A 13,207-nucleotide genomic window follows, 5' to 3' on the forward strand; every position below is an offset into this window, starting at 1 on the left:
CGACGGCTGCCTGCAACCACGGCAGGTATGTTCCGGGAAGCTCCCGAAAAGCAGGCACATCAATGGCCCTGCTTGTGGTCGGATGACCAGGCGAGGACATTATGAAAGCACTCGTTTACGAAGGTCCCGGACAGAAGTCCTGGAAGGATGTTCCGGATCCGCAGATCCGGGACACACGCGACGCGATCGTCAAGATTGATTCCACCACCATCTGCGGCACCGATCTGCACATCCTCAAGGGCGACGTACCGGCCGTAACACCGGGGCGGATCCTCGGCCATGAGGGAGTCGGCACCGTCACCGAAACCGGCAGCGGCGTCACGAACTTCAAGGTGGGGGACAAAGTCATTCTCTCCTGCGTCTCCGCAGACGGATCCTGCTCGTTCTGCCGCGACGGCCTGTACTCGCACTGTCTCGGCGAGGAAGGCAGTGTTGGCATTGGCTGGATTTTCGGCCACCTGATTGACGGCACCCAGGCCGAATACGTGCGGGCCCCGTACGCGGATACCTCGCTCTACCACCTGCCGGACAACGTATCCCAGGAACATGGGGTGCTGCTCAGCGATATTTTTCCCACCGGCTTTGAGATGGGTGTCCAGTACGGGCGGACCAAGCCCGGTGACGTAGTAGCGGTGATCGGCGCCGGACCCGTGGGGCTGGCAGTCATTGCCACGGCAAAGCTGTACGGGGCTGCGAAGGTCATTGCCGTGGACCTGGACGCGAACCGGGTGGAGCAGGCCCGCAAGTTCGGGGCTACCCACGGGGTGAATTCCGGCGACGCGGACTGGCGCGATCAGATTATGGCCCAGACGGACGGCTGGGGCGTGGACGTAGCGGTGGAAGCGGTAGGCATCCCCACGACCTTCGACATGTGCACCAGGATTGTCCGGCCCGGCGGAAATGTGGCCAACGTGGGAGTGCACGGCAAACCGGTGAGCCTGGAACTGGACCGGCTGTGGATCGAGAACATCGATATCAGCATGGGCCTGGTGAATACCAATACCCTGCCCATGCTGCTGAAGCTGGTGGCCGAGGGGAAGCTCCCGGCCGAGGAATTCATCAGTCACCGGTATCCGCTGCATGACATTATGCAGGCCTACGACACTTTCTCCCGGGCAGCAGAAACAGACGCCCTGAAGGTCATCCTGCAGGCGTAACCCTGCAGGCATAACCCTGCGGACAGGGGCAGGCGGGCAGCACCCGGTGCTGCCCGCCCGCTTTTTTGCGCATTCCTGACGCGGGCAGATAATGGGAGCCGCGGCCGCATTTGCCCCCGCAGTTTCCGCTCAAAAGAGGTTTTCGATGTCTAACGGCACTACCGACACTTCTTCCGGCACCATGATCGCCGGACGTCTCAATGTTGAAACAGGCACTTTCGCCATGAAGGAAGTCCCGATTCCCGAACCCGGACCGGGTTTTGTCCGGGTCCGGGTCGGAGCTGCCGGCGTCTGCCTCTCCGATGTCCACCTGATCCAGGGGCTGCTGCGCCCGCAGTTCCTCAAAGGCAGCGAAGTCACCCTCGGCCACGAAGTAGCCGGAACTGTGGATCTTCCCGGCGCGGGCGTCACCTCCGTGGCACCCGGTGACCGCGTGGTGGTCCAGGCCGGCTACGAGCACAACGGGGTCACGCTCACCATGGGGGTGGACTACGACGGCGGCTGGGCGGAGTACCTTGTTGTTCCCGCCGGTGTGCTGGTTCCGCTGGGCGAGGACATTCCCTTTGACCAGGCCTCGATCATTCCCGACGCCGTCTCCACCCCGTGGGGTGCCATTGCTTCCACTGCGGATGTCCGTGCCGGTGAAGCCGTGGGTGTCTGGGGCATCGGCGGGCTGGGTGCCCACGGCGTCCAGCTGCTGCGCCTGATCGGCGCGGCTCCCATCATTGCGGTGGACCCGATTCCCGAGGCCCGTGAGCGGGCGCTGGAGTTCGGTGCCGATATTGCGCTGGACCCGATGGCGGAGGATTTCTCCGCCGCCATGAAGGCAGCGACCGGTGGCCGGGGCCTGGACGTTGCCCTGGACTTTGCCGGTGTCGACGCCGTGCGCAGCCAGGCGATTAACTGCCTGGGCCTGCGCGGCCGGCTGGTGCTGGTGGGTCTGAGCGGAAAGCCGATGACCATCAATGACAGCACCGGGTTCTCCTACGCCCGCAAGCAGATCCGCGGGCACTACGGTTCCGAAGCCCACCACGTGCCGCAGCTGGTGTCCCTGACCCGGCTGGGCCGGCTGGACTTCGCCAAGTCCGTCAGCGCCCGCATACCGCTGGCCGACGCGGAGGCGGCAGTAAAGGCCCTGGACGCCAAGGAAGGCAACCCCATCCGGCTGGTGCTGATCCCGTAGCGCTGTCCCGCGCACACCGCACGGCAAAGAAGCCTCCCGCCAATAGGCGGGAGGCTTCTTTGCCAAGGCTTCAGTGCCGGTCAGGCCATGTCCGCGTAGCGGCGGGCTTCGGCAAGTGCCTGCTCCATACCCTTGGCATCCAGTGCGCTGACGTAGGCGGGAGTATCCCGCTGCCACCGCCAGCCCTCGGCGAGCGGTCCGGCATCCACCACGTCGAAGCCGAACTCATTGATCAGCGAGCCCACCAGCTCCTTGGCCGCGGCATCGTCGCCGGCAATGGGCAGGGCCCGGCGGTTGGGCGTGCCCGCCGGCGACCCCTGACTGGTGAGGTGGTCGGACATGATGTTGTTGAACGCCTTCACCACGTGCGAGTCCGGCAGGTGCGCCTGCAGCAGTTCGCTGGTGGTAGTGGACTCATCATCCAGTTCGGGAATGCTGCCGTCCCGCTGCGGGTAGTAGTTCATGGTGTCAATAACGGTTTTGCCGCGCAGTTCCTCCACCGGAACATCCGCATAGTTCTTCAGCGGAATGGTCACCACCACCACATCTCCGGCGGTCGCGGCCTCGGCAGGGGTGGCCGCCCGGGCATGGTCACCGAGCTCCATGATGAGCGGCTGCAGCGTTTCGGGTCCCCGCGAATTGCTGAGGACGACGTCGTAGCCCTGCTTGATCGCCAGCCGCGCCAGCTGCGATCCAATGTTGCCGCTGCCGATAAGTCCGATGGTCCTGATCTGCGGTGTGCTCTCATGTGTGCTCATGCTTGCTACAACCAGCAAGCATGCTGATTATTCCGCGCCGGGGGCAGCAGTTGTTCCGCGGACAATCAGGCGGGTGGGCAGCACCGTCTCCGGTTGTTCCACCGAACCGGTTTCCATGGCCTCCAGGGCCATCTGCCCGCCAATCCGGCCCTGCTCGCGCACCGGTTGGGCAACGGTGGAGAGATCCATCAGGTCCGCCATGCTGTGATTGTCAAAGCCCATCACCGAGATGTCCCTGCCCGCGACGAGGTTGGAGCGGCGCAGCGTGCGCAGGGCGCCGATGGCCACCTCGTCCGACTCGGTGAAAACCGCGGTGGGAATGTCGGCGGAACTGAGCAGCGCGGCCATGGCCTCGCTGCCGCCTTCCATGCCCCACGGTGCCGAGACCACGTACTCCGGCGGCACGGGCAGCTTCCGTTCCTCCATGGCCTGCCGGAATCCGGCAAACCTGCTGGTGGACGCCGAGCCAAAGGATCCGGTGGCGTTGGTGGAACGGATCACCGCGATGCGCCGGTGCCCCAGATTGGTCAGGTGCCGGACGGCGCCCGCAGCGCCGGCGCCGTCGTCAATCCCGACAAACGGGGCCCCGGGGATCCGGCTGCTGACGGCCACCACCGGGACCCCGTGGCCGGAAAGTGCGGAGCTTTCCTCCGCCGTCAGCGACACGGCAATCACCACCAGGGCGTCCACCCGGCGGCGGAACGGCAGGCTCTGGAAAAACGCCGCCCTGTCGGCGGCACTCTCGGCGCGGTACAGCAGCACGTCCAGGCCGCTCCCGCGCAGGGCATCTTCCAGCCCGGCCAGGGCCGTGGAATGGAACCACTGGTCAATGTGCGGCAGCAGCACGCCGACGGCGCCGGAGCGCCCCGTCACCAGGCCGGAGGCGGCGGGGGAGACGGCATAGTGCAGTTCGCGCGCCACGGCGCGGATCCGTTCGGCCTGGGCCGGGGACACCCCGGGGCGGCCGTTGAGTGCCCGGGAAACGGTGGAGAGGGCAACCTGAGCGCGGGCGGCAACGTCGGCCATGGTGGCGGGGCGGCGGGGAACTGTCACGCCGGTAAGCCTAGCGAACTCGCAAGCGTTTGCGTTATTTCCTCCCTTTATTCCTCGGTTGCGGGCATGCTACGTTGACGGGCAAGCTCCGATCGGCGTGGATAGGGCATAATCCGCGTGTTGACCCGGGGTTGTTCAACGCAAACACTTGCGCAACGAATGGGGAAACGAGTGAAGCATCCACTTGCACACCAACTGCGGACCACCGCAGTGCTGGGTACTGCCGGCCTGCTGCTGGCCACCGCTGCCTGCGGTTCACCCGGTGAGGAAGACCCGGCTGCCGGGCAGAGCGCCGAGGAACCTACCTCTCCCGTGACCCTCACCTGGCAGGCGGCTCCCTTTGGAAACCGCGCCGATGATGCTCGGGTCTGGCTGGTGGAGGAGTTCGAAGCAGAGCACCCAAACATCGACATTGAGGTCATTAGCGCGCCCACCAACGTGGATACCAACCGGGCCAGCCTGGCTACCCAGATCATGGGAGGTGCCTCCACTCCGGACATCTACAACGGCGATGTCGCGTGGGCGGCCCAGCTGGCGGATAACGGGCTGGCGCTGCCGGTGGACCGGTACCTCCCCGAGGACTACTTCGACGGCTTCGATCCCGCGGTAGTGGAGGGAGCCACCTTCGAAGACCAGGTGTTTGGAATTCCGCTGACCCTGGACCAGTCCTTCCTGTATTACCGCAAGGACCTGCTGGAGAAACACGGGCTGCCGGTGCCCGGCACCTGGCAGGAGGTGGCCGAGCAGGCCCGGACGCTGCAGGACGCAGGCGAGGTTGCCGAAGGCATCACCTGGCAGGGCGCCTCCTACGAGGGACTGACCGCCGTGACCAACGAGTTCGTGGCCTCGGCCGGCGGGTCCCTGGTCAACGAGGACCTCTCCGAAGGGCTGATTGATTCTCCCGAAGCCACCGAAGCCGTGGAGTTTATGCGCGGCCTTGTGGCGGACGGGACGAGCCCCCGCGGTGTGCCCACCTACCAGGAACCGCAGTCGCTGCAGACCTTCACCAACGGTGACGCCGCCTTTATGCGCAACTGGGCCTACGCCTACGCCACCGCGGAGAATGAGGAAACCTCAGGCATCGCCGGGAAGGTGGGCGTCACCTCCATGCCCGCGTTCGGTGACGGGGATACCAACGCCGCGTCCGTGGGCGGCTGGAACGTGTACGTAAATCCGCATACCGAACAGCTCGGTGCCTCGCTGACCTTCCTGAAATGGCTCACCAGCGCCGAAACCCAGACGGACCTGGCCAAGCGTTCATCCACTATCCCTACACTGGACGCTGTCCGGGAGGCCGCTGACGTGCAGGCACTGTCCCCGGTGATTGTGGCCAGCGCCGGCAATGACCTGGTGGCGCGTCCCACGGCGTCGCCCTATTACCCGCAGATTTCCCAGTCCATCTACGGACAGGTCAACGGCATCCTTGCCGGAACCACGGATACCGGCGCCGGCCTCGAAGCCGCGCGCAACGGAATCCGGTCCGCCCTGGAAGGCAGGAGCCTCTGATGGCCGTTACCACGCCCCTGAAACCCTCCACCCCGCAGCCACCGGCACCCAAGCGGCGGCGCCGCGGGCTGAGCAGCTCTGCTGCCCGCACCGGCTGGATCTACCTGACCCCCACCCTGGTGGTCGTAGGGCTGATCACCCTGTTTCCCATCGCCTTCTCGGTGGTGATGAGCTTCTCCAAGGTGGAGCTGGGCTATTCCGGGTTTGAGCTGACCGGCTTCTCCGCGGATAACTACATTGCCCTGTTCTCCAGCCCGCGGTGGGCGCACGCCGCACTCTTTACGGTGTTCTACACCGTGGTCACCGTGGTCATCGAACTGGTGCTGGGCACCCTCGTGGCCCTGGTGCTGGAACGGCTGGCCAACTGGCGCGGCTGGATGATGGCGCTGCTGCTGATCCCGTGGGCCATGATTACCGTGATCTCCGCCCAGCTCTGGTCCTACATGTACAACGCCTCCTACGGTGCCATCTCCTGGTTCCTGGGCCTCTTCGGTGCCGACCCGGTGATCCTGGGCGAACCGGCGTCGGCCATCACCGCCATGATGGTGGCAGACATCTGGAAGACCACACCGTTTGTCGCCATCATTGTGCTGGCCGGGCTCGTGGTCATTCCCAATGACCTCTACGAGGCAGCCGAACTGGACGGGGCCAACGCCTGGCAGACGTTCTGGCGGGTAACCCTTCCGCAGCTCACCGGCACGCTCGCCATCGCCGTCCTGTTCCGTGTCCTGCAGGCCTTCGGCGTTTTTGACCTGCCGTTTGTGCTCACCGGCGGCGGGCCGGGAACCTCCACGGAATCCCTGGCCCTGCTGGGGTGGAAGGTGATGTTCCAAAGCCTGAACCTCGGTGCCGGCGCCGCCATTGCCGTCACCACCGGAGCACTGGTGCTGTTTGCCTGCCTGCTCTCGCTCAAAGCCTTCCGCTCCCAGGTCAGTGAGGAAAAGCCATGAGGAACCGCACCCGCAAAGGATGGCGCAAGTACGTCAACACCATCAACATCAGCGCCGTGGTGATCGCCCTGCTCACGGCCCTGCCTATCTACTGGCTCTTCGCCAGCTCCTTCAAGCCCACCGGGGAACTGGGGGCCCTGCCGCCGAGCATCCTGCCGCAGAACCCCACCCTGGACCATTACCGCGAGGCCTTCGGGCAGTACTCCTTCTCCACCTACATGCTCAACAGTGTCCTGATCGCCAGTGTCACCACCGCCGTCGTCCTGGCCCTGGCGCTGTTCTCCGGCTACGCCCTGGCCCGGATGCCGGTGCGCGGCAAGGCGCCGCTGCTGGTGGGGCTGCTGGTGATCTCGGTGTTCCCGACCATCGCGGTACTGACCCCGCTGTACCTGCTGGAGCGCAGCCTGGGCATGCTGAACAGCTACCACGGCCTGATCCTGCCCTACATCGCCTTCAACCTGCCGTTTGCGGTGTGGATCATGCGCAACTACCTCAAGGACCTGCCCTTCGAGCTGGAGGAATCTGCTCGGATGGACGGGGCCTCCAGCACCCGGACGGTGCTCTCGATCATCCTGCCGGCCGCCCGTCCGGGCCTGTTCACGGCCGGCATCTTCACCTTCACGGCCAGCTTTACCGAATTCCTCATGGCCATGACGTTCAACTCGGAAGACAGCTTCCGTACGGTCCCGGTGGGCATTGCCCTCTTCGGGTCGGAATTCGACATACCGTACGGCACCATTTTCGCCGCCTCCGTGATAGCCATCCTGCCCATCGCCATCCTGGTGCTGGTGTTCCGCAAATCTGTGGTCTCAGGCATGACGGCCGGCGCGGTAAAGGGATAAGGCGCAGTACAGGGATTAGCGCAGTACAGGATAGGAGCAGTACATGGACAACAGCAGGACTCAGTGGTGGCGGGACGCCGTGATTTACGAGGTGTATGTGCGCAGCTTTGCGGACAGCAATGGCGACGGCATTGGGGACCTTCCGGGCATCACCGCCCGCCTGGACTACCTCGCCTCGCTGGGGGTGGACGCCCTGTGGCTGACCCCGTTCTTCCCGTCGCCGCAGGCCGACGGCGGCTACGACGTCAGCAACTACCGGGACGTTGACCCCATGTACGGGACGCTCACGCAGTTCCGGGAACTGCTCGACGCCGCCCACGCACGCAGCATCCGGATGATCGTGGACATTGTGCCCAACCACTGCTCGGACCGGCATCCGGACTTCCAGGCTGCGCTGGCTGCCGGGCCGGGGTCACCGGAACGGGAGAAGTTCATCTTCCGTGACGGGCTGGGTGAAAACGGTGAGCTCCCGCCGTCGGACTGGCAGTCCAAGTTCGGCGGCCCGGCCTGGGAACGCGTGCCGGACGGCCAGTGGTACATGCACATCTTCTCCAAGGAGCAGCCGGACTTTAACTGGCGGCACCCCGAGGTGCGGGCCGACTTTGAACGTACGCTGCGTTTCTGGTCCGATCTGGGCGTGGACGGGTTCCGCATTGACGTGGCCCACGGCCTGATGAAGGATCTCGAACTGCCGCTGCGCAACACCTACGGAGCCGACATTGCGCCGCTGCTCTCGCCCCCGGAAGGGGACAACCACCCTTTCTGGGACCGGGAGGACGTGCACGAGGTCTACCGGCAGTGGCGCAGGGTCCTGGACGAGTATGACCCGCCGCGGCTGGCAGTGGCCGAAGCGGGGGTCAGCCTGGACCGCCTGCCGCTGTACGTGCGGCAGGATGAGCTGGACCAGGCCTTCAACTTCTTCTATCTGCGCAGCCCGTGGGAGGCAGGCGAACTCCGCCGGGTCATCGACGCCGCGCTCGCCGGGGTTGCCTCCGTGGGCGCCGCCACCTCCTGGGTGCTCTCCAACCATGACGTGGTCCGGCACCGCACCCGGTACGGGCTGCCCGCCGGGACGGACCTGCTCCGCTGGCTGGCGGACGACGGCGCGGATCCGGTTCCGGACGACGCCGTCGGGGAACGCCGGGCACGGGCGTCCCTCCTGCTGACCTATGCGCTGCCCGGCGCTGCATACCTGTATCAGGGCGAGGAACTGGGCCTGCCCGAAGTGACCGATCTGCCGGCTGCTGCCCTGCAGGACCCGATCTTCGAGCGGACCGGCGGCCTGGAAAAAGGCAGGGACGGCTGCCGCGTTCCCCTGCCCTGGGACGGTGACGCGCCGGGCTACGGGTTCAGCACAGGAAAACCGTGGCTGCCGCAGCCTGAGTACTGGGGGAAATATGCCGCCTCGGCGCAGGAGGGCGACGCCGGGTCCTTCCTGGCGCTCTACCGGCAGGCCGGTGCGGTGCGGCGCGGGTTCCTGGCCACCGATCCGGGATCCGAGATCCATTGGCTGGATGCGGGGCCCGAGGTTTTGGCGTTTCGGCGCGGGGAGCTGATCTGTGTACTGAACCTCGGGTCCGAACCCGTCCAGCTGCCGGACGGGACACTGATCCTGGCCAGCGAACCCGGGATTGAGGGCCGGTTGGAAACCGACCAATCGGCATGGATCCGCTGTCCGTAAAACCCGGCCGGCTGCCCGGCGCGGTCGTCGAACCCGGCTGCCCGGCGCCGTCGTCGTTGAACCCGGCGACGGCGTCGCGGGCACACCCGGGGAAGGCGTAACACGGGTTCACCGTAACGTTGCGGAAACCTGCCCGCCCTAGGCTCGGGCGCAGAATCTGTTCCCGTCTGAATGGTTGGCCCGCATGATCGGTTCCTCGCCCGCAGCCGCACGTCCCGCAGCTCCTTCCGCCGTTTCCGGCGTCCACAACCGGGGCGGCAGAGCCCTCTGGGGTATGGGGCTGGGCATCCTGGCCCTGCACCTGCTGGGATGGGGCGGATTTGCCCTGCAGGTGTTGCCGCATGACTACACCGCTGCCGGCGGGGCCGGCTTCGGCGTCGGCCTCGCGCTGACCGCGTACCTGCTGGGTGTACGCCACGCCTTCGACGCGGACCATATTGCCGCCATCGACAACACCAGCCGCAAACTTGCCGCCGGCGGAAAAGCCCCGGTCACCACCGGTTTCTGGTTTGCCCTGGGGCATTCCACGGTGGTGCTGGTGGCGGTAGCGCTGTTGGCCGCCGGCGTGAACGCCCTGGCCGGTCAGCTATCCGACGACGGATCGGTGCTGAAGCAGGTGGCCGGCGTGTGGGGGCCGGCGGTGTCCGGCTCGTTCCTGCTGTTGATCGGTGCCATTAACCTGCTGGCCCTGCGCGGAATCGTCCGCGCCTACCGGAAGCTGCGGTCCGGCGGTTACAGCGAGGATGAGCTTGAACGTGCGCTGGACCAGCGCGGGTTGATGGCCCGCCTGCTGGCACCGGTGTCCCGGCGCGTGGATAAGGCTTGGAAGCTCTACCCGCTGGGATTCCTGTTTGGCCTCGGGCTGGATACGGCCACGACCATTGGCCTGTTTGTGGTGGCTGGCGGCGCCGTTGTCCTGCTGCCGTGGCAGGCGGTGATGGTGCTGCCGCTGCTGTTCACCGCGGGCATGGTGCTCTTCGATTCCCTGGACGGGATTCTCATGAGCCGGGTGTACCGGTGGGCGTTCGACTCCCCGCAGCGCAAGGTGTTTTACAACCTGGTGATCACGGCTGTGTCGGTGCTGGCCGCGTTTGGTGTCGGCCTGGTCGTGCTGGGTGGTCTGCTGACGGAAACCCTGGCTTTGACCTCGGGGCCGGTGGCCTGGCTGGGGAACCTGGACCTGGAATACTTCGGGTTTGCCGTGGTGGGGTTGTTTGCGGCGGCGTGGATTGGCGCGTATGCCTTCTGGAAGGTCGCAGGTGAACGGAACGGCACTGCGGGAACGGCTGCCGAAACCGGCTGAGCAGGCAGCCGCCTTCCTCGGGCGGGGCCGCGGGCGTGCTTCAGAGCCTGCGCAGGTACCGCTCGGGAGCGTCAAAGAAGCCTTGCCAACTGCTGACCAGGTCCAGGTCCTCCCACTGCTTTTCGCGGAAACCCCACGGCCCCAGTTCCAGGATGCGCGCCCCGGGGAGCGCCGCGAGCAGCGGGGAGTGGGTCGAAAGCAGCACCTGGGACCGGCCGTCGGCCACCAGGTCCTTCAGCAATCCCAGCAGTGCCAGGCAGCCGGAGAAGGAGAGCGCGGATTCCGGCTCGTCCAGCACCCACAGGCCGGGACCGCGAAACCGGTCCACGGCCAGGGACAGGAAGGATTCCCCGTGGGAGAGGGAATGGAACTCGGTGTCCATCCGCGAGGTTGACGGGTTCTGCTCCAGATAGGTGAAGAAGCCGTGCATGGTTTCCGCTCGCAGGAAGTATCCCCGTTTGGTGCCGCCGGGGTTGCGGACCAGCTGCAGGTGTTCACTCAGCACCGATTCCGTGGACCGGGTAGTGTGCCGGGCTCCGGTGGATCCGCCCTCGGGGGAGAGCCCGAAGGCAAGGGCAACGGCTTCCACGAGGGTGGATTTTCCGCTGCCGTTCTCACCCACAAACACGGTGGCGGGGGCAAGGTCGAGCCCCGAATCCAGCAGCTGGGCCACCGGAGGCAGGGTGGCAGGCCACGTTTTCCTCTCCAGTGGTTCCAGCGGATGTTCCCTCACCTGTCGGATCGGGTACCGGTTGCTCAACATGTGCAGATTCTTTCATGGCTTTGGCCGCCTCCCACTAAGGGTTCCGGTTCGTCCCGGCCAGCAGCCCGGCCTTCCACTGCGCGTACACCGGTTCGAGCAGGCGGTCTGCCGCGTGCGCAGTCCCGGTCAGGACGCGTGTCACCGCACCGGGCTGCGCCAGCTCGAACCTCCGGGCGCCCGGCGCCGATGTTCCGGCGCACTCTTCGCTCAGCGGTTCCGGCCGCCAGCCGGCCGCCGTCACACTGCCCATCACCTTGGAGCCGCCCAGGATGCCGACGGCGCGGTGCCGCATTCCGTGCAGGTCCAGATCCTCGTAGAGGTAGTCGGTCTCCGGGCCGGACAGCCGGGTGATGCTGCGCAGCGGACCGGCAGCGTCCCCGGAACGGCCCAGTACCAGGGTCTCCCGGAGCAGGAACCGCGCCCCCGGGCCCATCCGTACCCGGGTTTCACGCAGCACGTTGGACCCTTCCGCTGCCACAAAGGCGGCACCCTCCCAGATCAGCACGGCTCCCTCGCCGAGCACCGCGTCCAGGCACCAGCGGGACTGCCGGCCCTCGGCGTCGTACGCCACCATCCCGGCAGGCTCGATCACCTCCAACGTGACACCGGCACCCACTGCAATCTCGATCCGCACATCGTCGCCGCCCAGCAGCATCATGTGGATGCCGATCAGGGCCACGCGCAGGTGCCGCTGCCCCGGTGCCGAACCGCCGGCTACCGGCCGGGGCGCCAAATAGAGGCCCTGGTCCAGCAATGCGAAGCGCGCCCCGTCGCCGGATGCCTCGACGGCAATCCGGGTGGGCCGGGGCGGGGCAGGGAGCCGGTCGGCGGTATCGGGAGCCGCGGCCTCTGCCGCCCTGCGGGTCTCAGTGCTGGTGGCGGACAGCGTCGGCACCTTCGGCGTCGTCATGGGTATGGATGTAGCCGCCGTCTTCATCGGCGTGGAAATGCGGCGCCATGGGGCCTGGATCCTGCGGGGTGTGGCTGCCCGCGCGGTGCTTGGCCACCATCTCCCGGACCCAGGCGCTGAGCCGGTCCACGGTGTCCTGCTGCTTGCGGGACAGTGCCAGCACCGGGCCGCCTTCCCTGGCGTCAACGGCGTCGGCGAGCATCTGCTCCACGTCCACGTCCACGTACGGCGCCAGGTCAATCTTGTTGATGACCAGCAGATCGGCGCGGGCAATGCCGGGGCCGCCCTTGCGGGCCACGTCCCCGCCGCCGGCCACATCCAGCACAAAGATCTGTGCATCCACCAGTGCGGGGGAGAACGTGGCGGTCAGGTTGTCGCCGCCGCTTTCCACCAGCACCAGGTCCAGCGGGGCGAAATCGGATTCCAGGTCCTCCACGGCCAACAGGTTGGCGGTGACGTCATCGCGAATGGCGGTGTGCGGGCAGGCCCCGGTTTCCACCGCTCGGATCCGTTCCTCCGGCAGTACGCCGGCCGAGCGCAGGAAGCGGGCGTCCTCATCGGTGTAGATGTCATTGGTGATCACGCCTATCTGCAGTTCCTCCGACATGGCACGGCAGATGGTGGCGATCAGTGAACTCTTGCCGGTTCCCACCGGCCCGGCAACGCCCAGGCGCAGCGACCGGGTGGACGCGGCTGCGGCGGGGATGGTCTCTTGGGTCAGGTTTTCAGGCAACGAACAGTCTCCTTGTTCTGGTGGTGTGGTCTTCGGCCCAGTGCTCCATCCAGGGGGCACTGAGCGCGGGAATCTCCTCGGGGGTCTGCACCCGCAGGGACTCCTGTGCGACGGCGTCAATCTCCTCCGCAGCGGCCAGAATCCAAGCGGTCGCGTCCATCGGATCAATCGGCAGAAGTTTCAGGGCGGCGGCCACCACGGACTGGGCGTCGTCGTAGCAGCACAGACGGGCGAGCGGTAGTTCGCCCACACCCAGCGCTGCGGCAGTGACTCCCAGGGCTACCGGGCGCGTGGGTTTGGGAACGGTCCGCAGCAGTTCGACGACGGCGGGATGCCCGGGCCGCAGCCGGCCGGCCAGGCGCAGCATG

The 13,207-nt window shown here is 66.4% G+C and carries 13 protein-coding genes; 7 read left to right on the forward strand and 6 right to left on the reverse strand.

Annotated elements, in window-relative coordinates:
* The first annotated feature begins 101 nt into the window (after positions 1–101).
* Together AC5RVB_RS10085 and AC5RVB_RS10090 are read left to right on the forward strand one after the other, a co-directional pair.
* Positions 102–1,157 carry a zinc-dependent alcohol dehydrogenase family protein gene (locus AC5RVB_RS10085; RefSeq protein ID WP_290245493.1) on the forward strand — a complete coding sequence of 352 codons (1,056 nt, stop codon included), beginning with the start codon at positions 102–104 and terminating at the stop codon, positions 1,155–1,157.
* Positions 1,158–1,302: 145 nt separating this feature from the next.
* Positions 1,303–2,340: a zinc-binding dehydrogenase gene (locus tag AC5RVB_RS10090; RefSeq protein WP_227904101.1), complete on the forward strand. Its 1,038-nt coding sequence runs from the start codon at positions 1,303–1,305 to the stop codon at positions 2,338–2,340.
* A gap of 80 nt (positions 2,341–2,420) precedes the next feature.
* On the opposite strand, the gene AC5RVB_RS10095 is transcribed toward AC5RVB_RS10090, so the two are convergent.
* Positions 2,421–3,071 (reverse strand): NADPH-dependent F420 reductase, encoded by a 651-nt coding sequence (locus tag AC5RVB_RS10095; protein ID WP_227929654.1) that lies wholly within the window; start codon positions 3,069–3,071, stop codon positions 2,421–2,423.
* Between the two features lie 54 nt (positions 3,072–3,125).
* Positions 3,126–4,151, reverse strand: a complete 1,026-nt coding sequence (locus AC5RVB_RS10100) for a LacI family DNA-binding transcriptional regulator (RefSeq protein ID WP_227904103.1) — start codon at positions 4,149–4,151, stop codon at positions 3,126–3,128.
* 171 nt (positions 4,152–4,322) lie between these two features.
* Here AC5RVB_RS10100 and AC5RVB_RS10105 point away from each other — a divergent pair, with 171 nt between their 5' ends.
* The 5 genes from AC5RVB_RS10105 (at position 4,323) to AC5RVB_RS10125 (ending at position 10,433) form a co-directional block, all read left to right on the forward strand.
* Positions 4,323–5,657 carry an ABC transporter substrate-binding protein gene (locus tag AC5RVB_RS10105; RefSeq protein ID WP_494142620.1) on the forward strand — a complete coding sequence of 445 codons (1,335 nt, stop codon included), beginning with the start codon at positions 4,323–4,325 and terminating at the stop codon, positions 5,655–5,657.
* Entirely contained in the window at positions 5,657–6,607 is a 951-nt protein-coding gene (locus AC5RVB_RS10110) for a carbohydrate ABC transporter permease (RefSeq protein WP_227904107.1), read from the forward strand. Before AC5RVB_RS10105 ends, AC5RVB_RS10110 begins: the two co-directional genes overlap by 1 nt.
* Positions 6,604–7,449, forward strand: coding sequence for a carbohydrate ABC transporter permease (locus AC5RVB_RS10115; RefSeq protein WP_227904109.1), 846 nt, complete (start codon positions 6,604–6,606; stop codon positions 7,447–7,449). Before AC5RVB_RS10110 ends, AC5RVB_RS10115 begins: the two co-directional genes overlap by 4 nt.
* A gap of 43 nt (positions 7,450–7,492) precedes the next feature.
* Positions 7,493–9,130, forward strand: a complete 1,638-nt coding sequence (locus tag AC5RVB_RS10120; protein WP_494142621.1) for a glycoside hydrolase family 13 protein — start codon at positions 7,493–7,495, stop codon at positions 9,128–9,130.
* Positions 9,131–9,314: 184 nt separating this feature from the next.
* Positions 9,315–10,433 (forward strand): HoxN/HupN/NixA family nickel/cobalt transporter, encoded by a 1,119-nt coding sequence (locus AC5RVB_RS10125; RefSeq protein WP_494142622.1) that lies wholly within the window; start codon positions 9,315–9,317, stop codon positions 10,431–10,433.
* Positions 10,434–10,473: 40 nt separating this feature from the next.
* Here AC5RVB_RS10125 and AC5RVB_RS10130 read toward each other — a convergent pair whose 3' ends face one another.
* The 4 genes from AC5RVB_RS10130 to AC5RVB_RS10145 all read right to left on the reverse strand — a co-directional run.
* On the reverse strand, positions 10,474–11,196 hold the full coding sequence (locus tag AC5RVB_RS10130; RefSeq protein WP_227904115.1) for an AAA family ATPase: 723 nt from the start codon (positions 11,194–11,196) through the stop codon (positions 10,474–10,476).
* A gap of 34 nt (positions 11,197–11,230) precedes the next feature.
* Positions 11,231–12,106 (reverse strand): urease accessory protein UreD, encoded by an 876-nt coding sequence (locus AC5RVB_RS10135; protein ID WP_494142623.1) that lies wholly within the window; start codon positions 12,104–12,106, stop codon positions 11,231–11,233.
* On the reverse strand, positions 12,063–12,839 hold the full coding sequence (ureG, locus tag AC5RVB_RS10140) for an urease accessory protein UreG (RefSeq protein ID WP_227904118.1): 777 nt from the start codon (positions 12,837–12,839) through the stop codon (positions 12,063–12,065). The genes AC5RVB_RS10135 and ureG overlap by 44 nt, the downstream gene beginning before the upstream one ends.
* On the reverse strand, positions 12,832–13,207 hold a 376-nt coding region (locus AC5RVB_RS10145; protein ID WP_494142624.1), incomplete at its 5' end, for an urease accessory UreF family protein. The genes ureG and AC5RVB_RS10145, both read right to left, overlap by 8 nt.

The sequence above is a fragment of the Arthrobacter sp. Y3225209 genome, from assembly GCF_059090685.1.